Here is a 24,813-nt window from a genome sequence, read left to right on the forward strand (position 1 = left end):
CCTTAAAAGCGTAAGTTCTTACGCCGATATTTACTATATAAAGGTATCACTCGGGCTTGTTCAACACTTGGGATAAGGACGCGGCTGCGCGCGGCCTATCCTTATTAGTTAGGCAAATCTACTTATTAACTTGATCGGCTATTTCTACAACTAGACTGGCAGCCAAGTTTTCTTGCGTCACTACGCCAATAAGTTTCATATTACTTCCGACAACTGGAAGAGATTTTGTGTGGTTAATTTGCATTTTTTTTAATGCATCACGTTTTTCAGTATTTAGATTAATACTGTCCTTTACAAAATTACTTACATTCAATAGACCTTGAGTTGAATTAGATCTAATAGCAGATAATAAATCTTGAATATTGCTTTCTGTTTCAACTATATCGTATGGTTTATAAAATTCTTCTATGTTACTAATAGCAACAAAATGGCCTGATTGGTTTTCAATAATAAGGTATTTAAAGAATGTATATTTGCCAAGGGACTCAATATAAAACTTTACTTGTGCAGCATCATAGTTCTGATACCCCATTTTAAATTTGAGACCTACAACTTGGGATTTTATTAGTTCAGGTATTTTGTCATAGGTTGACTTATCACCCACAGGAATCATATCTACTGGTAATGATGTAACGGATTTTTCCACTTTCATGAGACTCGCCCTTTTAAAGGCGGATTCTAAGGAAAAGTCACCTACCGTAATAGATTTAACCTGTCCAGATAAAAACAAATAAATCAATACTGGGATCAAAGCAAGTACGAGATCTGTACTTTTAATAACAAGCTCTTTTCCTCGATGCCTCATAATAACTATGAAAGTTACAATTAATACAAAAGAAGTAATTGATAAAATTATGGCTAGGTTATTCAAACGGCATCTCCATTATTTGCCTAACAGCTTATTCAATAGCTGCACGATAACGTTCCAAGCAGCTCAATTTATGTAGAAAAGATATCATCACTAAGGAATTGTTTTAAATCAATATTTCTCTAAAATACTTTGGCAATGTTTAAATTACAGCCGAAGAAAGAATGCGTCTTTGCTTACGAGAACTATACAACATTTTTTTACATTTGGCAGTGTATTAATATATAAGAATTTTCTCGATTGTTACAAAATTATCGATGCGCAGAAAGCTCATTTTTACACATACTTTGACCCCCAAATTATCTCAATTGGGAGCAATTCAGTTATACCTGTATGGATAACTAGTCTTTTGAACGGCAAGTAAGGCCGTTATAAAAAATTACAAAAACTAAGACTATATTGATTCGTTCTAAATAGCCTCGTTGTTATCGCTGACTAGCAATGGGCATAAATGAGTTATCTGCCCTAACCCGTTTCTGGATAAAACCGAGTTATATAGTACACTAAATTAGCATTTAGCGGATTTCAACAGGTTATTTCAGATTCGATAAAATCTCTCAGCGTTAGTGAGTTTTAGCAACGATACATACCAGTCATTGAGTATTTCAGGTTTACTATGCTTTACCAAAAGAGCAGCCTAATCAAAATGTGCATGTATACCTCTGATCTCCTTTAGTTTGTTAATAGTCGAAGTTTGATTTAACAACTTTAAAGCATCAACAATACCGCTGTTAAAAGTCTACTTTCTAATCACATATGCAAACTCTCCAATCGCCCATTTGGGACTACTAGAGAAAAGGTTTTTCAGGTCCATTACATTGTGAACACGGTAGTCTTAGCAATAACTTGAAGCTCGATTGTTATAATAAAGACTACTTACAGAAGCCACCATTCAGGGGTTAACAAGCCCACTTTTTAAATCTCGTTTCTGCCCTGCATGTCAAGCTTCTACTCTCATTACTTTCAAATAAAGCACTAATAAAACAATTGCCATCGCTATTAGCATTAGTACCTAGTATGTTATCGTGAAAATATATACCTTGCTCTACCGCCCAAGTTAGGTCTTCACTTGTGAACTCCCCATGTAAAGGTTTCCTTTTGTGCTAATCGTTAACGAAGATTTCAAATCTAAGCAATATAGGTTTGTCTGCACTCAGCCAAACCTTCATTCTTTAGTTTCGTCTATTTCTCAATGTGTATGTTGCTAGACATCAGCTTGTATGTTTCATCAGCACTTAGTTCTATATCTAAGTTTTTAAGGATTTCCCAACGATTGTCATCATATGAGGGAAGGTGATGGTTCATAAAGTCAAAAGCGGATTCGCCTTCTGCGGTTTGTTGCCCAGCTTCATTCAGTACGTTTAGAGCAGCACTTTGTAGCAAATTTTGAGTTATCCCCATGGCTTTAGACAGCTCTCCTATAGCAGGAATAGGTGTACCAGGCAGTGACGCGAATGCTGCAATCGACGTCACAATACTCTTTTTGACCCATTCTATAGACTCTTCTGGTCTGTCTAGTTGAGATATATCCCAAGTAACAAATGGAGAATCTGTACAAATACCAACGCCAATTTTTTCAAACAAACTGCTTTTTTCCACTACCGGACTATTGCGGCTATCTGCGTCGATAATGCCAAGATAGCTTGCACGTAATGTTGGGGGAAAGCTGAATTTGGTCTCACTAATACCCTCACCACTCCTAATTTTTAGCATTACTTTCAGAGATTTAACGTCAGGAGATGCTTTAAGAAGGCGCTCCAGATTTTGTATCACTATAAGCAATAGATCTTTGTTTAGAGTTTCTCTGCGCAATAAGGTGTGAGCAGCAAAGAGCCCAACTAAGGGGTTCTCAAACTTGCCACTTAGAGCAAGTCGCATCGATTGACCTGACAGTCCTCGTGTCCCTGCAATCAAAGATGTAGTCATTATTTCAATTGAGGCTAGGGAAGCGGCTTGTGGGGTAAACCCTAAGAGTCTGTTAGCCATCAGTATTCGGATGCTGTCATAAGCTATTTGGCCTTTAGTATATAGACCGAATATTTGTGTTTGAAAACACTCTGTAAGCCATATAGGTATTGCCCGTTGCTGTATAGGGCTATCTTCAATAAGCTCTACAATATAGCCGCCTTCGCTTAGTGCAAGAGAAAAGCCCATCCAGCCTTGAGAATCGCTTTTAGTTGCGGGTTGTACTCTTGAATCAAACACAACGTTCTTGCTTTCATTTAAGACTCGAAAGTAGGCGTTTATAGGTTGGGCTTGCTCTTGGTTTATTGTTCGAATCATTAAAAATAGATTGGGCTTGTTTTCATCTATTGTCGAGGTTCCTTTGCTTAATGAAGAAGCGGCTTCTTCATAGTACTCATGTGACGTGACTGCGCCCGATAGAGGGACAGCGCTATAGACATTGGGTTGAGGTGCTTGTATTGACTTATTTTCATTTAACCGCACTGTTGCAGATTGGATTTGCCCACCTAATTTACCTTCTACCTGATAAATACCTCTTGGTAGGCTAAGAGTAATTGTCCCCCTAAATGAGTCTATCCCAAGTACCGGATTATTTGTTTCCCTATCCAACCTTGGGTCATCACTCATCATAGCTATGACATCACCAAAGCCATTATAAACAGTAATCTGTAAGTCATGATGGCTGAGAACCAAGGTTAAATTGTAACTAGAAACTGACATATTCGTCTCCTTCTCTTATCGAAGTGTTCGATCCATCTATAGAGTCATATAACAGATGTATGCCTGCACCTAAGGGTAAATTCATAGGTTGACTGGTCGCGACAATAGTTTTCACTGCGTTGTCTTCGGGGCCTATGACTTCAATGTTTCTACCAATTTTGGTTGCACTAAACGTAATTATTATTTCTCTTGTGGGAGTAGCATTGCCAAAGATAGGTTCGTTATTACTAACAAAGCTTATATCTACCTCGGGTAATTGAGTTTTCCCATCGTTTTCGGCCAATATTTTAGTGCGATTCTCCACATATTGTTTCAAGCGCTTTGCCGGAACCCCCCCTTGTGTTTGGGCTGCATTGCCGTTTAAAGCTTCTAAGAGTGCCTGAGTGAAATATCCCCTAACATCAGAGCTATCGATACCATTTTGGGCTTCATAAGCCGCATTTTGGTATTCTGTTGAATAAGCGATCATCCTTCTTTCATGGCCCGATAAGTCATCAGGTTTTGGCCTGCCCAAAGAAGATGGTGTTCCTTTGCTATTGCTTAGCCTGACTCGACAACAGTCGAAGAAACATACTATTTCTAGAAACTTCCCGGTTCCCGCTAACATCTCATAATAAGCCTCAGAGTCGAGTGCTGCATTGCGTCTGATATTCGACCAAACAGCTAAACACAAATCTGCTCCCATTCTGCCGCTGGCAAGACCATGTCCGCTAAAATACAGATAGAATCGACGTACTTGGTTTCCTCCAATGCGTTCAAATAAATTGACAAGTGCAACATCAATGTCTTCTTGAATGGGCTTGCTGGAACCAGCAGAAGATAAAATAAGTCGTCTGTTTTCCTCGAGAAGCCCACCACCTTTGTTTTTATCGATAAGCCATTCGTCAAACTTTTTCGCATCATCGATTGCTCCATTTAAGTCTTTAAACCCAGGATAGTGATTGATACCGACAACTAACCCATAGTCTTCCGGATATGTAGCCATGAAAGTTAATCCTTTTGGAGCAGTTTATTGATACTTCTTATCGTCGAATCATCATCGTCGAAGTCGCCGTGTGTTTCCGACGTGGTTATGAAAGGGGGTTCTGCTTCTGGATTTAGATCGTCACTATTAGAAAGAACTAAACGGTTATCTTGGTTTATGAAGGCTCTTACTTTGGTAAAAGCACTTTCCTTGTATTGATCTACCTGATGTATATAACGCTCCATTCCGATAATTGGCATGTCATCTTTCCCTTCAAGTACGCCTGAAATAAAATAGAGAAGAGAGCGGGTATAAACATAGGGAACTAGTGTGTCATTACACTCATACTTGTCACTCATTGTGTACATTTTGAAGGAACGGTAAAAGTTCGGTTGAGGGAGGATCTGTTGTATAAATAAATCATATCTAGCCGCTGGAGCTAGAAAAACCAAGTTGCGAATATCGAGAGTCTCTTGACGCTGTTTCATAGCTTTAAATAGATGACAAATAGCTATTGCTCCAGCACTATGCCCAATCATGTCGATTTGTATGTTATGTAGTTGTTTTAGGTGTATGAGCTTTTCTAACAAATAAGTCCCTGCATGCTGGTCAACTCCACTGAGGCCAGTGTTATCTTGCCACATTTCTTGAGCCGCTAACTTCATACCTCCCCATACCCACTCGCCTACATCAGCTAAGTAATATTGCTGGAGTATTTCTTCGACGACTGTAGGGTATAAACCATGATGCGTGCCGTTCGCAAATCGCCTAATGACTTGAACAATTAACTTCGCTATGTCTTTAATAAATTTAACAGAAATGCCCTTGGCTTGAATACTATCTGTATTAGCGCCTTTGATTTTTTGAGCGTCGAATCCAGTGAGAATTTGGCTTACACTAGGATCGGAAAAATCAATTTCTTCTTCGAGTTCGGCTTCGATTTCGTCAAAGAGATTATCTAGTTCCATCTCTGTTAAGGAGAAACTAGCGCTTTTGGCGCCCAACGAGAAGGTATGAGAAAGATTTTCAAAAGGTTTTTCCTTGCTAAGCTCTTGCTGAATCTCTGCCTCTGTAAGTCCCGTTGAACCTTTTGCTCCTATGCCGAAGTCTTCGATGAAATGTTTGCTGGCTCTCTTGATGATCCATTGAACCAGCTTTTTAAAAAGCTTGGTTTTGTGGATGTCACCAATACGATCCTTGACTGTTTCTATAAGACCTGTTTCCCAAACAATAGTTATTGGGTGCGCTCCGACGTAGCTATTAGAAAGCTTTTTAGCGATTTCCATACCCACAGGCTCACTGTTTAATCCTCCATGGAAATGAATAACGAGTTTATTCTGGGTTTTCAGGTGCTCGATGAGAGCATCTACATCTTCTGGAGTGGAGTGGTGCTCCCCCGTTTTACGAAATGTTCCAGCGTCCCCAACGTTCAAGTAATTAAGTTTAGTAAACATGTTTTCATCCTCTGCATTAAACAAAGCCATAACGGCGTTTTATCGATAAAACATATGCGATGTATTGTAATTGGTTTGTTTTCCAATGCTGTTAATCGTCACTTTTACTATGTTGGCTAATCACAACTATCGGCGTGGTGAGCAGCAACTAAATTGTCATTAAAATACATTTCATGACACAGCCCCAGTCAGGGGTGATTTTTAGGTCACGACCTTAAATATAGACTCTAAGTCAACTAATTTTACGTTGTTCAAGAATTTTTCTTAGGATAATTAATTTACTTATTAAAAATAAAAGGTTGTGAAAATTGTTTATGAGTTACCGTCTTAACAATCAATTTTTTGAGATGTTGTAATTTAACAAACTAACAAGGCTTTGTTGTAGAAATCGAATTAACTAAATCAAGATTTTATGATCAGATAAGAAACATTCATTCACTGACTTTGATTTCATGCCGAAACCTAATCGACAACTCACAAAGCAACAAGAAGAAATTATAGACGTGCAGTTCAGTGTGAGATTTAGTCAAAAAGAGTCTGGAGTGATGACCAGTACACATACCATTCAATATCAATCCATTTGATTTCTCTTTCATTATGGATATGACAAAGACTACTAAATCGGAGGCTTATGGAGCGAAGTTTGATTATTCCATCAATGGTAGTCGTAAAACGAAACATAAGTCTGGTTGAAACTACCAATTTTATAATAAGTATACCGAACTATCTCTACCCCCTTATCAGTTCAAGTCGTGACTAATAATGTTTGGGGCAGAAACGAGTTACTTCTTTCACAATTTAGCTAAATCCCCATTCCAGACTATACTTTTAGGACGATTAACAAGGATTGTTAAGAGGTCGCATGGAGCATATTGATCTAGGTTTAATTTAGGCCGCTATTGGCCTATTGTGTGTACTTTTTTCTATTATTTATTACTTTTCATCAGGTGATTAGTTGAAGCTTTCTGCTTTCATCCTACATAACTAGCTTAACTTTCCTAGTTTCAGGCTTACTTATAAATGCTAGGGAAATCATGGATGCCTCGGCAACAGTGAAACGGAGTTCTTTTTATGGATGAAATTTACCTCTGGTGACTCCTCCATCGTGTTGAATCTACCTCACTCCTCTGTAATGCCTTATTGGTTTTACCTTGAAAGACACTCTCAGAGTGTCTTTCTCGTTTTTGTGGCACTTAATATCTATTGATAAAAAACGCTTTCTAACTCATCGCATAATACGGTTCGATATATGATTTTACTTTGTAATAGCGTGACGTCGTGTGGTGTTAACAGTGTTTTACGGGTCTTTTTATCTACTCGAGTAACCATCTCTTCAAATAGCTGGTTATGCAATCGCTTAATATCACTAAATACCTGCAAAGATTGCGAGAACAACATCACCTTGTCGTAATAGCCATGATTGAGGCCGTAAAGCCATTTTAATAAAATAGTCTGGCGTGCAGCTTTGGTTTTAAAGGAATGTTCGAGTTCAATTGCAGCAAGGCTCCCCGATAACTCTAAGACAATTCCGTCTACGTTTCTGACGTCATTTGATTTAAAGAGTCGCTTAAATTCAGGCTCGGTGACTAATGAAATCCAGTACGGATTATCCTCACCGGTTTTAACTTTATTATGAATGCCCCGCAGTTGAATATATTGCATCATTAAATCGTGCATGATGGTGTTCTGATTAACCCGTAATGCGGGTTTGTCGCTTGTGCGAAAATAGACTGCAATGGATAACAACTCTTCTGAATATTTTGCGCCCGCGTAATCCAGTACATACACACGGTCGTCAACAGACCGATGTGTTATCACTAAGCTGAGCAGTTTTTCTTTCACAAGCTTGTTGAGGTGTTCGAGTGCTTGCCGTTTGTTAATACCGTATATAACCGCGATGAGGGTTGGAGAGGTGATGCCAAATCGAGCCACCATTTTAATGGTTAACTCCCGTCTGGCTTTACCCGTCTGATTGTTATTTTCCCCTGGTATATATTTCATGGGCATGAACAAATAAGGTTGATATTTTTCAGCCTGTTTCCCTGATGAAAACACGGCGGTATTGATGGTTTGTTGAAGTTGTTGGTACTCGTTCATATGGATATTTTCTATGCTTTGATTTTTTAGGTATCCATAACTAGTTTCACTGAATACGAAGTTTTATATTTTATCGGTAAGGTGCCGATATTCATGCCGTTAAAGTGTTCTCTCCCTGTCGGGATGAAAATAGCGATGAACATCGCTACCAAGCCAGCCTTTGGCTGATGAGTGCTTCACTTTGTGAACCTCTCATATGCATTGAAGCGCCCAGCCGCTCTGATGACTCGTCATCGGCGCAGGTTTACGAGCTACGCTCTAGCACTTCACAGCATCAAACGCGCATGTATTTCGCTACGCTCTGTACTAACCGCATTTTCACCGCTTATGACGAGGGGATGTGTTCCACCTCATTTCCCTCTTTCATCGCTATGATTTTCTGACGAAAACCACACAGGTTTAGCCCTCAATTTGTGCCAAATGTGAGACTAAATTTTGCTGAGGCAAAACTAAAATTCGGTTAGTACAGACCAGCTGTACATGCGCGTGCTGCTTCTCGTCATTACTTCGTAATAACTCACATCCGCGTTTTGAAAGCCTGTTTCACAGGCCATTTTATTGCAGAAAATCGTGCCGATTTTTGCTAAACAAAGCAAAATTCTGTCGAATAAATGCAAAGAAAAAAAAGCCGATAAACGAATTTTTTGAGTCTTGAAAGAGTCTAGGTATCTGACGAGGTGAACAAAGAAAGGGCACGTTTTTATTGCTGACCTTGCAATAAAATAAGTTTGCAATTCAACTTTATTTCATTAACTTAAATTTAGAACAGTAATTAACCTTCATCATTAAAGGACACATTATGACTTCTAAAAATAACGCCCCTATTACCAATATTGATGGTACACCGATGGTCTCAGGCTCTGGTGTCGACATCAAAGGTAACCCATTCGGTATCACTGAAAGCAGTAGTTCAATAAGCACTTGTGATACTGATATTTCATCAAGCTTCGATAGTTTTGATTCTTGTTCAAGTTTCGACTCAGATTTTGATTCGGAGTTTGATAGTGATTTTTAATCAAAAAAATGAGGCGTTTTATGCTCGATACACGCCAGCACTTATTTTACTCATCTCGACTATAGTTTGTGTGACGATGTTTTGGATAACCAATAATCTTTTATTCACGTTACCCTCATACTTATTGCTTTTGAAATTCGAAATCGGAGAATTTGCTTATCAAAGAAGGTACAAGGATAAAGGGCTCCCCGAGGATTCTTGGTTAAAATGTCGCTACTTACTATTTAAGTTTATTTAAATTAAAAATGTGCCAGCTATCAGCTTAAATTCATTAAGCTGATACCTGTAAAGGAGGTTCCATGGAATTCTTACTACCCTTAACTGTCTTAATTGTTGGCTGCCTCATAATTTGTAAAAAGTGTGCTGAAGCCGAGGCAAACAAAGAAGTTGAAAATAGAAGTGATAATGACTAGTTTAAATTGACTATCTGTCTAGAACTTACCTAGCTTGTGTTTTGATAAAACAAGCTAGTTTGCTAACTCATTGTAAATACTCTATCTAATCAAACCCGAATAACCCTCCCTTATACGCACCAAGCCGTTCCTGCAAATAATTCAACAAGAAAACTCTAATTATGTGGGCAACACCATCGAAATATTACGATCGAAGCATAATCCATATTTTGAAACGAAAAATATTTCATTAAGAATATTGAGCATATTAAACACTTCATTTGGATAAAACGGTTATGAAAAAAATATCACTTAAAGAAATGGTTAGTGGATTTTATTGTGAAGCTAATAAAACCGCAGCCCGTTTGGGGCGTGAAGATCATATTTCAACATCATTGATTAAAGAGCAAAGCTTGAAAAAAACAAGTTCAATCGATAATCAGAAACTAAATATTGGAGACTTTGCGCTGGCCATTACCGATAATAATGGTCAAGTAATCTGTCAAGCTCAGATGGTAAAACAAGCAATATTTAATGCGATGATGAATCAACTCATTGAGCAATTCTGCAACCAATATAAATCATTTAACAAAGATGATTTTAAATGAGTTTCAGATAATTTGTTGTTTAAATACTATACTTCATTTGGCATAGCCAGCTTTGGGTTCTTGCTATAACTTTTAGCTAAATTAGCTATACTTGTAAACAAAGATAATAAGTTACTGTTGGTCAAACATAGCAGCCAAGATACCGAGGTAACTGCATGGATGTTCATTTCTGGCTCACTATGAATGATTAAAATAGTTATTTACTTTTATTCAAAATAAAACGATAAATTTCTGAATAAATGTAGTTATAAACACACTCAAAGTATTCACACCCTGCTCCTAGAGCAGGGTTACATAAAATTATCGGAAGCTATTGGGCCAAAAAAGCTCATTAAAAAACATGGGCTGAAACTGAATCAATGTTTTTTAGCATGAATTTAAACTGTAAAAACAATTTTAGGCTTAATTTGTACTCAAAATATCTCTAGAATTGGAGCGTTCAATTTGGCTCAAGATCAAGCCCCTTGATCATTTTACCAGTATGTTTATCCACCCGAATTATTCTTTTATTGTCATTGTGAAATACAAAGGTTAGATCAAATAAGCTTGTTTCTTTGACACCAAGTAATTGTTCAAAAACACTTGATAAGCCATTTTCCTGATTGCTATCTGTATTTATGTGTAGAGTAATGCTTTTAAATGTATCCTTTACCAACTGACGGATAGCAAGTCTATCTTCTCCACCAAGTTCGTTTAAATTTTTAGTTAAATTAAGCCAACGGTCTGTAACCTCATCTCGAGAAGTATTTACTATTTTTACCTGCTTATTTTTATTCTGTTTTATTTTTAGACCAATATCTATAGATTGAGATTCAAGTTTTTTTATCTTTAATGCAATGGCTTGAGGAGGTTCATCCCCCAATTGTGATAATACATTGACTAGATTGTCTATCTCGGTCATCACTTGAGCAAGCTGGGACTTTAAGTTATTTTCTTCTAAATTTATAGATTCACTATCAATACTAGTCACCAATATTCGCTGTAAATTAACTTTGTCCTGACAATATTTAACAACCGCCTTTTCAATCACTTCAATTTGAATAGTAGATGTCATCGTACATCCACTTTTTCGTCTAGCCTCAACACAACCATAACGTTTATGACTGCTTTTCACTTCTTCAAGACGTTTATTACGATAAACGACATGAGACCCTATAGATTTACCACAGGTCCCACACTTAAAAACATCTATACCGGATAAAATACCGACAAACTTTTGTGAATGCTTAATTGCTCCACGCTTACTGGAGTTAGCAATAACAAAATTAAACTCTTCTTCACTTATTAAGGCCGGATAATAATTTTCAAGAACATAATCAACATCACCTACATTTACATTCAACTCGCCAATTAAGCTACGGCGTTTTACTTCTTTATATACGTTTGCACCGGTATGATGAATTGTATCTTTACCAAACTCTTTATTAAGCAGTTCAGCTATTTTTAGACCGCCGAAGCCTTTCTTATATAATTCAATTTTACGGAGCATGATGGCTTGCTCTCGTGGTTCCAGTGTAAATTTCTTTTGCTTATCATCCCATATGCACCATTTAGGTGCCTTACCACATTTTATGCGAAAACCTCGTTTACCTTCTGACCAATCTTCACATTGTTTGGTTAATGCAGATCGAACACGTAAAGACTTAGTTTCACTTTCTTCGTTAGCACGGATCAAAATCAGAATGATATTAACCAAATACAATGGGTTTTGTTTTATCGTTTCTTTATTATATTCCTTGCCATCTGTAGCTGTGATCACAGTTATGTCTGCATTTATAATTTGCGCAATAACACCTTGACTCTCAAGAGGGGCTGCACGAGAAATACGATCAAGGCTCTCTATGACTAATATAGAACCGGCTGGAACACGCCCCTTCTCTACAGCTTTAAGAAAAACACCTAAAGCTCCGCTAGTTATGTTGGCTTTATTAAATGCACTCACCCCTAGATCTTTCATAGTAAGTGAGTCATCAAGCATAAGTCCCTTATCCTTAGCTACTTCTTTGGCATAACTCATTTGTCGACTTAATGATTGACCTTTAGCCTGTTCTACAGTTGAGAAACGTATATAGCTGTATAGTAAAGGCATTGAAGATCTAGTTTGCATAATGTTTATCCGTAATGAACACTAAAGGATATATTAAGATAAACAGACATAGATATCTAGTATAACCATCCTTTGGTTGGCCAACGATTGCTGTTGATACGCATATTTTCAGAATGGCAAATCGAACTAAATTTGCTATGGGCAAGAATGTCGATCAAGTTGAAGAAAAAATGCTTAAGGTAACACCCGCTGAGTTTAAAGTGGATGTACACCACTGGTTTATCTTACATGGTCGCTATACCTGTATTGCCCGTAAACCACGCTGTGGCAGCTGCATCATTGAAGACTTGTGTGAATTCTCTGGAAAACAATATTTGTAAAGTACATTAAGGATATTAATTAACATTTTTATTGTGTCAGGAAGGTTTTATTCGATTTTAACCTTTACAAAAGTTAATTCTTAGCTATGGTTAATTTATGTATAATAAAATTTGAGTTTTGTAATGAATCTAAAGGTGGAGATATATAAAGATACAACTGGTAACCCATTTCCTTTAATAGTAAAAAATGGAATTTTCCCTGCCTGCCTTTACCTAAATGCTTACTTGAATGGAAATCATAACTCTCCACTTTCTAGAAGTAAGAGAGGCAAATCATCACAATCGCCCTCTCTCAATACGCTAATCAAATATGCTTATGAATTAAAGCTTATTTATTCGCACTTTACTTCAAAGAACATAAACCTTGCTCAAAGGGTTTCTAGTGGTGAGTTTATTTCTCAATCAGAACTTGAGGACTTTGTTCGAGTATGCAAATTATATGCTGATAATGAGGATATAGGAAAGTCAGAGGTTGTTAACCTTACAAATAGGCGAATTCAAAATGCCATTCATGCCACAATCAACAGCCAAGTTCAAGTTTCTGCTCACACCTTTAGACAACGCTTAATTCGATTTAGATGCTACATTGAGAACCTATATATGTGTCAACATTATGGACAATGTCCTTCAGATGAGATCGCATCGCTAGACGTCAAATTCAGAGCATTCCAACAAAATATGAACAGGTATATTTCAGGAATTCGTAATGATAATACTGTGACTAAAGACCCATTATCACCTGTAATATCAACCGAAGATTTTTTTAACCTACTTGAAATTATCAAATCTAGTTCACCACATAACCCATTCAAATTAAGTAAATTAAGAAATCAAATAATTATGCAAATACTTATAGAAACAGGAGTTCGTGTTGGTGCAATTTTAAAACTTAAAATTAGTGATTTGATTGATGATTGGAGTACTCCTCGTTTCTTACTGACAAGAACTCTAAACGATACAAGTGACAAAAGACGTATTCCTGCTAAAAACAAAACTAAAGCCATATCCGTTTCCGTTTCTTCGGACTTAATGAAACTATTAAAACTATACATTGAAACTACCAGGGCTGCTCACTCTCAAGCCTCTAAGCATGATTTTATTATTATCTCAGAAAAAGGGAAATCGTCTGGCCAACCTATTACCTATGATGCTGTCTATAAGATTACTGATAAGTTTGGAAAAACCATCAACACAAAATTGTTTCCACATAAATTACGCCATAAATGGAATGAGATTTTCAGCATTAATGCCGAACTTGCTGGTTATAGCCAAGATCAAGTAGAAGATATGCGAAAATATAGCATGGGCTGGGTTGAAGACTCTAAAATGGTAAATATTTACAATGAATTCAAACTTGCAGTAAAAGTAGCTGAATTATCTAGAGTAAACCAAAAAAAATCAGTTCCTACATTAAGTTAACCTATGAAAAAATTTCAGGTAGAAAAATTGAAGAAAGCCTATAAAGGTAAGCAAGAGTTTCAAGCAAAAAATGCCGGCTATAATTTTAATTTTCTAACAGACAAATGGGTCCTTGGGTATAAGTCAAACCTTTACCTAGGCTGGATGAATTATTTAGATATTGAGGAAGCAGTCTTCATTGAACTAAGACTTGCAATCGCTAAGGCTGCAAAATATTTCGCTGTTAACTCGCTCAACGCATACTGCTCCACACTAAAATCTATTGTCAAATATCTTACAGTTAGAGATTTTAATGCTTGGTGGATAACACTTGGTGATACATATAAGATACAAGTTAGGGAAACCTTATATGCTTTATCAGGAATGAAAAAAGATTATTGTTCTTCAACACTAAAACTTTTGTATGAATCTGTTGCTAATGAAACATTGAAACGCAATAACGGGTCAAAATTCGTACTAGACTCAATGAAAGGCGCATACAGTGAAGTTGAGCTAGATAACATTTTGGAGTCACTTAGAATCTCAACAACACAAGCACTAAATAAAGAGATATTAATCACACCAGATTTCACCGCATTAAGAACAATAATAGCATCACAATTAATGGTAGCAATAGTTCGTCGACCTACGCAACTTTCTCAAATAAAGTGGTGTGATGTTTTGCCTGTAGGGCAAGAATTCAAGTCTCATAAAAACAAAGACTGTAATTGGCAGCCTATCAACCAACACCTATTTTCTGATGTAGAGCAGTTACATATACGCACATTTATGGGTAAAGATGGTATGTTCCGATATAATGTGGAACCAAGTTCGCATCGCCTTGAGCCAGACCTATCAATCTTACTTTTACAATATTATCAGGTTTACGAGCAATTTCTCAAAAAGAAAATCTTTGCAACAGGGATAGATATTAATGCGGATGAAATGAAAGAGTTAATGAAGCGGCTACCTTTACATCCCGACCAATCACTTTTTAGTGCCCAATTTCGGTCAAAAGAAGAGCTTTTTAACTCTGTGAGTGAAACATCAATTGCGTATCATCAAAGCTCTGATGCGATGCAAACTTGCATCGCCTACCTTTTCAAAAAAAACAAAGTTAAAAGTGACCGTCATCCTACAACTGGTGTAATACTCGCAAATAACCGCTGGCGCCACACACAGCTTACCCAAGCTGTTTCACATGGATTCAGCCCTGCCCAAATAGCGAGTATCACAGGCGTTACAATTGAAGCAATAGAGCCTTATCTTGATCTTAAAGCAAAAGAAAGAATACTGATAGACAAAGCATATGCTGGAAATCAAATTATTAAAAAGTTCGATTCTATGTCAGTCAAAGAACTTAAGACAAATAAAGAGTATAGCGTAAAAAATGAATTCGAGGCAGAGATTGGATATAAGTTAAATCCATCTAATTGTTCAAGTTGCCAGTCTAAAGGTGGCGCACCGATGGCATGTTATCCATGTGACAATTTTCGACCTTTAGAAACAGCAAACCATCAACAGTATTTGGATAAGGCAAGACGAAAACTTGAAATAAATAGCCAATCAGGACACCCTGCGACTGTAAGAAAATTAAGGAAAATTATTACTTATATTGAAGCTACAATTACCGTCTGCAATGAAAATCTTTCCAAGAAACTAGAGAGAAAGCCATGACAGAGCTTAATAAATTTATTAAAAATCAACATGTCTATATTAAAAATAAGATGAAGCAGCCTCTTATCAATTTTACTTTGCCAAACGAAGAGCAAGCGACTTGGGATTCTATAGCAATAAAATTCAAAAAAGAAAATGGTATAACTAAAAACTTCTTATTTAACAATAATAAAAAACCTAATGCCAAACTACTTACTAATTTTACTGACGACGACCGCCTTAGCAAAGACTCTCATTATTTAGTTTTAGCATACCTCTTAGATCTGCTAAAAGAGGATATCTCAATTTCTCGTATAGGTAATAAACAAGCTATAAGCAGAAAATTTATGGGGTATCTGAATAAGAATATCGCGTTAATGACAGTAGAGGAAATACAAAAAATTGTTGACACCATGGGCGTAACCCCATCATTAAACCAATTTTTTGATTGGTTACATAAACATAATATGATCTCCATAGATTGTATCCCCCACTTCAAATCCTTTTATAAAACCACAAGAGATCTTAGTGGTGATGATGCTATATCAGCTGAAAAAAATATGATTCCTGACGAACAAGCAATGTTAGCGCTTGGTGCAATTTTTTATGACACCATCCCAACATACATAAGTGAAGATAAAACTAATACCTCAAATTGGAGTGATTTGATTCAATCAAAACTAAGTGGATTAGATGCCTTCACTTGCACAATGTCCGTATTGGCCATGGCCGCTCCTAATCGTGCTGCAGCAGAGCAAACTATATTAGAAAAACAGCGTGTACAATCCCATACGGAAACGGTAAATGGTACAGAAGAAACCGTTTCTTACCTTAACTGGCCAGGTTCAAAAGGTTATAAAAATAACCAAAAGCATATTAACAGTGAAATGGCAGAGAGTGTTGATAGAGCTCTTCATTTCACAGGAATTCTTACCGAACCAGCAAGAGTGCTGGCAAGATTTTATAATAACCCTAAGTTATCACTGAAAAAAGTGTTGAAAGACTTCGAACCAAGTAAAGAAAATCTAGCTTTTCTTAATGCTCCTATGAGCAAACCAACCTCACTTATTCATCTTGGTTTACTTTTAGGTTTTTTTGATGGAACTGATAAATCCGTAAGAGTGACGAAAGATACTCATGGGGCGATTGAATTACCAACTACAAGAGGGAATACTCCCAAATATATAAAGCCAATTAATAAAGTATCAGCGACTGATCAGTTATTTATCGTTATGAAATGCCCATATATAAAGCAGCTACTTGGTGCAAGACTTGTTACTAGGTTTGCAGCTAAAAAATACTTTGCAGGTAAAAAATCAATGACTGTAGCTGAATTTGAGAACCATTATATAGCATTAAATCGAGATAAAATTACAGGATATAATAAAACACAAACAAAAAAAATTAAGTACGATCATGCCCTTTTCACATTTAATGAAAAACAACTAAATAAACAATCAGCGTCGCATTTTCTCCTAGTGCCTTTAGGAACGTTAGAACATCACTATTACCGAGATCTCAATAAAAAAAGTGGCTCAAGTTCTACTATTTTTGAGCGTTTTGGATTTTCTTCTGAGTTTCGAATCAAGCCACATCAATTTCGTCACTGGCAAAATGACTTTTTGGAGAAAAATAATTTACCGCACATACTCATATCTATGCTGTCAGGCCGAAAAAACCCGGAGCACACATTAACCTATATTCATACGACTGATGCTCAGAAAGCCTCCGTTATAAGTAATATCATGTTTGATGATAAAACAGAGGAAGATGTACAAGAAACCGTTCTAACACGCCTTCAAAGCCAAGCAGACTATAATGCAGCGATGAACAGCTTATCTCCGACATTTGTGAGTGAGGTAGGTTTTTGCGTTCAAAACCTAACATTATCCCCTTGCACATACATGAATGATTTTGACTCCCAATGTGCACTTTGTTCTTCTTCATGTCATATTGCACACGATAAGGATGCAATCAATTGTTTAAAAGATGATTTAAAAGTTCAAAAAAAGCGCTTAGAAATAGTTTGCGAAACCATTAATTTCGCAACCAGTAAAGCAATGCAAGATTGGTTTAAGTTACATTACCGCAATACATGCATGTTAAAGGAATTAATCAATACCCTATCTGACAACTCCATAAAATCAGGTTCTATTGTCCGTATTCTCACTCGCTCAAATGTTATGCGCATTACCGATCTAGAAAAGAAGTCGGTAGAACAGAACACACTCTCACTTCCTAACTCCAACGAAGTATTACAAACCATGCTCAAAGATAAAATAAACTCAAATAGTTCTTCTGATGCTAAAATCAATTTCTTTGGTTTTTTAGATTCAGTTTAAGGATTTGATTTAATCATGGCAATAAAGTCACTAGATATTGAGCAGCAAATATCAATACAAGCATTAATTCGTACTTGGGAAGGAAAGCTTACATGGGATTTATTGGTTATAAAAATCGAAGCTAATCTCGCAATTTCAACGACTAGACAGACACTTGATAAATACCTGAATATTAAAAATGAGTACAAGCAAAAAAAACGTTCTTTTAAAGGAAGGTATGTAGCTAATTCAAATAAAGAGCTTATCTCGTATCTAGAGAAAGATATTGATATGGCAGAAAAGATCATACAGTTAGAGGCTCAATTAAAAATAGCAAAAGAAGAAATTGGATACTTACAAGCATTCATCCAAAATCTAAGCAGTATTGCTCAACACAACCCTATAGTAATGAATATTTTTCAAAAAACTTTAAATGATATTCAAGCCAACAGCAAAATTAAACATACAAGCCATGAAAGGAGCTAATCATAAAGAGAGTGATCAGCAAAGTCTTGATGCACTTAAGTATTGAAATGAAAGTAGTACAGACCTTGGTGTATTAGTCTCGACTTGAACTGAGATTCAACTTGTAAAAGTGAGAGTTACCCGTTTTGATAAAGGTGTCGAATCTTTTAATCAAAACCAAAGGTAACTCTCATGTTGCATACTAACAATCCAATCATTAAACACAAAGCGGGTTTACTCAATTTAGCTGAAGAGTTGGGTAACGCATCCTGTGCATGTAAAGTCATGGGTGTCTCTAGAGATACATTTTATCGCTATCAAGAACTTGTTGAAGATGGCGGTACTGACGCCTTAATCGAAAAGACACGCAGAACACCTAATCTAAAGAATCGAGTTGACGAAGCGACCGAGCAGTCAGTGCTCAAATATGCTATCGACTTCCCCGCTCATGGCCAACATAGAACCAGTAATGAACTGCGTAAGTTGGGTGTATTTGTGTCAGGTAGTGGTTTTCGCTCTATTTGGCTTCGCCATAATCTAGAAAACTTCAAGAAACGGCTTAAAGCATTAGAGGACAAGGTCGCTAATGACGGGATCATACTCACCGATGCCCAAGTTGCCGCTCTTGAGAAGAAAAAACATGATGATGAAGCTTGTGGCGAGATAGAAACACATCATCCGGGCTACCTCGGCTCACAAGATCCGTTCTATGTCGGCAATCTAAAAGGTGTGGGTAGGATCTACCAACAGACTTTCGTCGATACTTATAGCAAGACTGCGTTTGCTAAGCTCTATTCGACAAAACCCCAATCACGGCAGCAGATATGCTCAACGATAAAGTGCTACCTTATTTCGAACAGCATGAGCTTCCTATGCTACGAATATTAACTGATAGGGGAACAGAGTATTGCGGGCGAGTTGAGCAGCATGACTACCAGTTATATCTAGCAATAAATGATATTGACCATACAAAAACTAAAGCGATGTCACCGCAAACTAATGGTATTTGTGAGCGGTTCCATAAGACAATTTTGAATGAGTTTTATCAAGTCTCTTTCCGGGAAAAGCTATACGATAATTTAGACATGTTGCAAAAAGATCTAGACGAATGGATAAATTACTACAACAATGATCGAACCCATCAAGGTAAAATGTGCTGTGGTCGAACTCCACTTGAAACATTATTGGATGGGAAACAGATTTGGGCTGATAAAAATCTAGCTCAAATCTAAGCTGACACCATAAAAAATGGCTAACTGTCAGATTAAGTCTGAGCAACTACAAATAACTACAGCACAAAGTCTCTGCCTCGTATAAATGGCTAACAATTCGCTGCAAAGAATAAGCTTGAAAGATCAACAGGCCCTAATGACTATGCTTTAAACTAGAATAGGTTTTCCTCTCCAAATGCAATCCCTTAGCTTGCTTTAGTACCACTAATACTGCCATATACTTACTATCATCGATTAAACTCATGCGTTCTAGGTGGTCTTGAGTTGTTCCCTTTTTTAGCTCGTACTCCAATATCGCTATCTGTTCTTCTATATCATTGATTGACATAGTAAGAACATACTTTAGGTTAAGTAAGTTCATCTTTTACCTTTAATCTTCACAAACCTATTTACATTGTAGTGGTCAACTAAAATATGGCAAATTCGATATTCCCAAATTAACTGAGTATTTTACTAATGAGGAATGGGGCAAAAGTAAGTTGAGTCCCCTAACCTGTTTCTGGACAAAAGCTTGTTATACGGCATTTGCACCGAAACATCCCATTCAAACAATCAATTACCTAACGGCCATGACATTTTTTGTACTTCTTTCCACTCCCGCAAGGGCAAGGATCATTACGGCCGACTTTTCGTTTTTTCTTTGGCTCTAATTTTTCCTCGATGGTAGGAACAGCTCTAGATTTTGTTTGCTGACTTATCCGTTTCGCATCTTCAAATATGAGTTTATTTTTTTCAGTTTGTTCCACTGGTACATTAATTTCTAAATGTTGCGCAGCTTCATAAACACCTTGTTTATCAACTTTAAGTAACACTCCCATTAGCTTTTCAGCATTAAGAGATAAAGCAACAGCACTTGCTGTATCATTTACCTTCTCCCAATCAACTTCATATTTTGAGTTTTGCATCCAAACAAACATTGGTTCACCCTCGCCACCAAATGCGAAATAACGAGCAGGATGTTGTTCGATAGTTTTGTCTAAATTAGAAAGATATTTTGCAAAATTATTACGTGCTTCCTCGCCAAAATCTCGAATAAGGCAGTCCACAGAGAGCCAACCTGGTTCACGAGAAATATCTAGTGCTGAAAGTACCTTTAAAACTACAGCAGGAAATTTTTGAGTAGGTTTTGGCTCGGTTTCCCATTGTTCACTTTCGAAAGCTCGGTCGACAATGTCACTCATGCCATTACATATTACTAAACCAGAATTCTCGTCCATAGACTGGTCAATAATATCCAGATCAAAGCGATTTTTAGTTAAGTAAGCACCGAGATGATCAAATTCATCGAAAAGAAGCCCTTGTTTAATACCTGCAATTGCCTGTCGAACTTCCATATAGTGTGCAAATACTCCGGGAGTAGGTAGCATACGCCTTAGAACAAAAAGATCATCAATTGAAATTGATACAAAACTATACTGCCCAAGCAGTGGCTTTACTTGAGGTAAGTTTTTAGAAAATGCTGAAAAGGGAGAAAATGACTCGACTGTTAATCCAATGGGGATCATGACACGATAGTCTGAATGACGGATTTTCCCAATTTCTACATATTTTCCATCTATGAGGTTGAATAGTGAAACTTCATCGGCAGATTTTAAATATTCAAAGAAACGCTCACACTGTTTATATGCCTTTATTATCAAATCTTTTATTGATTGTGAATGGCGCTTAAAATCAAGCTCAGGAGAAGCTATGGTCGCAGCTGCGCCAGCTTTAGCTTCAACGAGGTAGAGTACATCATCAATTAAAACTAGCGTATCATTTTCAGCCCATTGTCTAGTCTTGGGGTCTTTATAATAGACCTCTTGATAAACTACAGCTCCACTCAGTTGTTCCGCAAGTATTTCGGGAAACGCGCCTTCACTCATTACTTTCTGCCGTTCTTTAAAAGCTTCCTTGTAATCAGATTTCTTTTGCAACAAATTAAAAAGAAGCGAACGATAGCCTGCGTCCCGAATAAAACAGGGATCTACAGCATAATAGTCTTCACCAAGTTTGATTAAAGGTTTTTTACGGGCAGGTAATGTTCTGTATGGTGTGCCTGAAAAATCACCTTCACTGAAGAAATCAAGCTCCTCACCACGTTGATATGCCAAATCAGCTAAAAATTCTGAAGGTAGTTTTGTATGCCTACTGACATTGGATATACCACCTCTTAGCATATCATCCACGGCTAAGCCTGCATTTTTCGTTTGTTGATCGTTTGCTTCGACCCATTCTTCCATAACGTCTTCGAGCGGTTTTTTCTGCTTTGCAGCGAAATTTTGAGCAGCTTCAAACTGCTTCATCATTTCTTCAATAGCATTAGCTTGGCCCACACGCGTTGCATTGGCTAACTGTTGAAATCCCTCAGAAATTTCAATAGCCCCAACACCATAAATCTCTTTTAAAACATCATCGTGTGGTGCAAGAACATATTGATAAAACTCACCTTCTAAAACCTGATAGCGATTTCCTCTGAGCATAAGCCAAGATGATTTTGCATGAAATTCAATATCCGCTGTATTAGAACCAAAGTCATTATTCTGAGTATTTGCTGAAGAAGTCATAGCAAAAATATGGATTTTTCTCGTAAACTCCTACTAAGAGCATACAATTCTCCACATTTACTTTCATCAAAAACCATTTCGTCTGGAGCTATATCTGATGCAAGAACCGCATGCACGTATTCTAATAAGAATTGAACTTCATTTATTTCATCTTTTGGAATATCGGATTCAAGTTCCGGCAAAGTAGCATTGCTACTTGTCATCAAACGTTGGGCATATATGTACCCAAGAAGATCTTCTGGTGGCATCTCATTTATTAAAACACGTATTTTTTCAGCTGTTTCTTCCATGTCTTTCAACAGGTTAGCTATTATTTGTTCTTGTTCTGCCAATTGCGATCCTTTACGGGTAAAGTGGAAATTCAACTCGGTATAGATTTGATGCCGTATAACGCCCTGTTAACAGGCAAAATGCTGTTGGCTAAAATAAGGAACGAAGTGACAAAAAACCAACTGTATTTTGTCCTTGTTTAACAGCTTGTTAAGTTTCAAAAAGCCAATTCCCATGTTGTAACTAGCACTTCAAAAAGTGACTTCATTTCATTTTCAAATTGTTCTTTTGTGATTTCATCACCGACACGTTTTGATAATTGAGTTTTCTTTTTACCAGACATGTTAGATACTTCAGCTTCCGTTCTTTGCCAATCTAAGTGGTTTGGATAGCATTCCTCAAGAGAACCATGTTCTAAAACTTTAATCTGCCCACGATTATTAAATACTTTAAACTCTTTCATGAAATCATCGAATCCCCCCTGAGCTTTTTCTGTTGGTGCATCACAAAGTACAATCATTTTCTCTTCAAATATAGACGTTTGAAGAGGCTCAAATGACTTTCGTATTGCATTTATAGAGCGCTTCGCTTGATGTGTATCGCCTTCTGCTGAAATGATTTGAATAGATGGTTTATCACTATAAAACCTTCGTATAACTCTGGTTAGTAGTTCAACTTCACTCGGCCCTTCAACAATCAAAAAATTCCTTGGAAGTAATAGGTCAGAAGGACTTCCACCAAGTAATTCAAATACAACATACGGCTTATCAATAGCATCTACTGCCTTAAATTTTGTAATGCTATCTTCTTTCTCTACTTTGTAAATAACTTGAGAAGGATGTTCGTCAGCGACAAATACAGAAGAATGTGTGTTAATAAAAATTTGGTCTAAATCCGCACCTAAAGTCAGTAATACTTCTTTGAGTTTTCGCTGTGCTGTTGGATGAAGGTGTAACTCAGCTTCATCAATGAAAAATAGAAATGACTTGCCAGCATCTTCTCGACCTTTTCGGTATTCTGCATAGGCTTGGATAATTGCGAGCATTAAAGCTCTTTGCATTCCGTCACCTTTCTCCGAAGCGTAAGTTTCAACTCCGTCATCAACTCTTGTTTGGAAGTTTTTAAGCAGATCATTAAATTCAGGTCTAGCTACTTCAAAACTAACCTTTGTACATTCAGCAAATTGCTTAGCTAAGTGAGTTTTAACACTACCACCCAAGCGATCAAACTCTAATTTTACTGCAGAATCATCATCATCAAATAACTCATCAAATTTGTCCCTAAACGCTCTATATTGGGGATTATCTTGAAGAATCTCTTCAAGAACAGACGATAACATTATACCTACGGGAGTTTTTGCTGAATACTTAGCTACTTCATCGAAATATTGTTTGGTGTTTATGTATTCAAATTTGGGTAAAAAATCGTTAAATGCTTTATCAAAACCAGCAGGATTTTTTGCTAAGGGCTCTCCATTGATTGTTAATTTTCGTTTAGCTGGCTCTAAGCTAGTTCTTTCAACAAGTAAAGAGTCACTTCCATTTAAAACTCCCAACATTTTCGTTTTATTGGTTTCGTTGCGCATATTTTCAGCGCCATGAATTGCACCTGTAAATTCAATTTTTACAGAGATCTGTTTGGATGTATCACCTTTCGGGTGCAATACTTGAATCGGTTTACCTTTTGGTAATCCATTGAAAAACCATTCTATAGCTTCAAAAAAATTGGTTTTACCTGCGTTATTTTGACCAACAAAAATATTGAAATCATTGCAGTCAAATTCAGCTTCTTCTATAGATCTAAAATTCTTAATTATTACTTTTGAAATTTTCATCAATCCCTGACCTCTACTTGAAACTTAACAGCTTATTTAATAGCAGCACAATAACGTTCCAGGCTGCTCAACTTATGTAGAAAAGATACCACCGCTAAGTCATTGTTGTAAATAGAATATTTTTACAAATACTATATCAATGCTTTAAATGTAGCTGGAGAAAGAATGCGTCTTTGTTTATGAGGTCTATACAACATTCTTAAACATTTTGCAGTGTATTGATATATTGGAGTTTTCTCGATTTTTACAAAATTATCGATGCGCAGAAAGCTCATTTTACGCATCCTTTGACCCCCAAATTATCTCAATTTGGAGCAATTCAGTTATACCTGTATAGATAACCAGTCTTATGAGCGGCAAGTAAAGCCGTTAAAAGATTACAAAAAGTAAGACTATATTGAGTCGTTCTAAATAACTTCGTTGTTACCGCTGACTAGCAATGTGGCATAAATGAGTTATCAGCCCTAACTCGTTTCTGGACGTGCGACGAGAAGTCGTATGAAGCGCTGTTCACCGCTTTGAGTGAACCATCTGTATCACCAGATGACCCTAGGACTCTGAATAAAGTAGCGAGTCTAACA

14 protein-coding genes and 3 pseudogenes are annotated in these 24,813 nt (G+C 36.9%); 8 read left to right on the forward strand and 9 right to left on the reverse strand.

What is annotated here, in order from left to right:
- Nucleotides 1-118 precede the first annotated feature (118 nt).
- The 5 genes from L2735_RS18090 to L2735_RS18110 form a co-directional block, all read right to left on the reverse strand.
- Nucleotides 119-871 (reverse strand): CBS domain-containing protein, encoded by a 753-nt coding sequence (locus L2735_RS18090; RefSeq protein ID WP_248986042.1) that lies wholly within the window; start codon nucleotides 869-871, stop codon nucleotides 119-121.
- A gap of 1,179 nt (nucleotides 872-2,050) precedes the next feature.
- Nucleotides 2,051-3,553, reverse strand: coding sequence for a hypothetical protein (locus tag L2735_RS18095; protein ID WP_248986043.1), 1,503 nt, complete (start codon nucleotides 3,551-3,553; stop codon nucleotides 2,051-2,053).
- Nucleotides 3,540-4,538: a caspase family protein gene (locus tag L2735_RS18100; RefSeq protein WP_248986044.1), complete on the reverse strand. Its 999-nt coding sequence runs from the start codon at nucleotides 4,536-4,538 to the stop codon at nucleotides 3,540-3,542. The genes L2735_RS18095 and L2735_RS18100 overlap by 14 nt, the downstream gene beginning before the upstream one ends.
- Before the next feature lie 5 nt (nucleotides 4,539-4,543).
- Nucleotides 4,544-5,971, reverse strand: coding sequence for a hypothetical protein (locus tag L2735_RS18105; protein WP_248986045.1), 1,428 nt, complete (start codon nucleotides 5,969-5,971; stop codon nucleotides 4,544-4,546).
- Nucleotides 5,972-7,171: 1,200 nt separating this feature from the next.
- Nucleotides 7,172-8,068, reverse strand: a complete 897-nt coding sequence (locus L2735_RS18110; RefSeq protein WP_248986046.1) for a hypothetical protein — start codon at nucleotides 8,066-8,068, stop codon at nucleotides 7,172-7,174.
- 799 nt (nucleotides 8,069-8,867) lie between these two features.
- On the opposite strand from L2735_RS18110, the gene L2735_RS18115 reads away from it, so the two are divergent.
- On the forward strand, nucleotides 8,868-9,083 hold the full coding sequence (locus L2735_RS18115; protein ID WP_248986047.1) for a hypothetical protein: 216 nt from the start codon (nucleotides 8,868-8,870) through the stop codon (nucleotides 9,081-9,083).
- Nucleotides 9,084-9,771: 688 nt separating this feature from the next.
- Complete coding sequence (locus tag L2735_RS18120) at nucleotides 9,772-10,083, forward strand: hypothetical protein (RefSeq protein WP_248986048.1); 312 nt, start codon at nucleotides 9,772-9,774, stop codon at nucleotides 10,081-10,083.
- Between the two features lie 439 nt (nucleotides 10,084-10,522).
- Here L2735_RS18120 and L2735_RS18125 read toward each other — a convergent pair whose 3' ends face one another.
- A complete protein-coding gene (locus tag L2735_RS18125; RefSeq protein WP_248986049.1) occupies nucleotides 10,523-12,190 on the reverse strand; it encodes a recombinase family protein in 1,668 nt (555 codons plus the stop codon).
- A gap of 68 nt (nucleotides 12,191-12,258) precedes the next feature.
- Between L2735_RS18125 and L2735_RS18130 the strand changes: the two are divergent.
- The 6 genes and pseudogenes from L2735_RS18130 to L2735_RS18155 all read left to right on the forward strand — a co-directional run.
- Nucleotides 12,259-12,510 (forward strand): annotated as a pseudogene (locus L2735_RS18130) (endonuclease III); the annotation flags it as partial.
- Between the two features lie 123 nt (nucleotides 12,511-12,633).
- The gene (locus L2735_RS18135; RefSeq protein ID WP_248986050.1) at nucleotides 12,634-13,929 is read left to right on the forward strand and encodes a site-specific integrase; all 1,296 of its coding nucleotides are present in this window, start codon (nucleotides 12,634-12,636) and stop codon (nucleotides 13,927-13,929) included.
- Nucleotides 13,930-13,932: 3 nt separating this feature from the next.
- On the forward strand, nucleotides 13,933-15,585 hold the full coding sequence (locus L2735_RS18140; protein ID WP_248986051.1) for a hypothetical protein: 1,653 nt from the start codon (nucleotides 13,933-13,935) through the stop codon (nucleotides 15,583-15,585).
- Nucleotides 15,582-17,906 carry a hypothetical protein gene (locus L2735_RS18145; protein ID WP_248986052.1) on the forward strand — a complete coding sequence of 775 codons (2,325 nt, stop codon included), beginning with the start codon at nucleotides 15,582-15,584 and terminating at the stop codon, nucleotides 17,904-17,906. The genes L2735_RS18140 and L2735_RS18145 overlap by 4 nt, the downstream gene beginning before the upstream one ends.
- 15 nt (nucleotides 17,907-17,921) lie before the next feature.
- Entirely contained in the window at nucleotides 17,922-18,371 is a 450-nt protein-coding gene (locus L2735_RS18150; protein WP_248986053.1) for a hypothetical protein, read from the forward strand.
- A 171-nt stretch (nucleotides 18,372-18,542) separates the two neighbouring features.
- Nucleotides 18,543-19,582 (forward strand): annotated as a pseudogene (locus L2735_RS18155) (IS481 family transposase).
- A 560-nt stretch (nucleotides 19,583-20,142) separates the two neighbouring features.
- Here the strand turns inward: L2735_RS18155 and L2735_RS20220 are convergent.
- The 3 genes and pseudogenes from L2735_RS20220 to L2735_RS18170 form a co-directional block, all read right to left on the reverse strand.
- Nucleotides 20,143-20,214 (reverse strand): annotated as a pseudogene (locus tag L2735_RS20220) (SEC-C metal-binding domain-containing protein); the annotation flags it as partial.
- A gap of 1,910 nt (nucleotides 20,215-22,124) precedes the next feature.
- Nucleotides 22,125-22,460, reverse strand: coding sequence for a hypothetical protein (locus L2735_RS18165; protein ID WP_248986055.1), 336 nt, complete (start codon nucleotides 22,458-22,460; stop codon nucleotides 22,125-22,127).
- A gap of 155 nt (nucleotides 22,461-22,615) precedes the next feature.
- A complete protein-coding gene (locus tag L2735_RS18170) occupies nucleotides 22,616-24,232 on the reverse strand; it encodes an ATP-dependent nuclease (protein ID WP_248986056.1) in 1,617 nt (538 codons plus the stop codon).
- Nucleotides 24,233-24,813 lie beyond the last annotated feature (581 nt).

The organism is Shewanella olleyana (assembly GCF_023283825.1).
GTDB lineage: Bacteria > Pseudomonadota > Gammaproteobacteria > Enterobacterales > Shewanellaceae > Shewanella > Shewanella olleyana.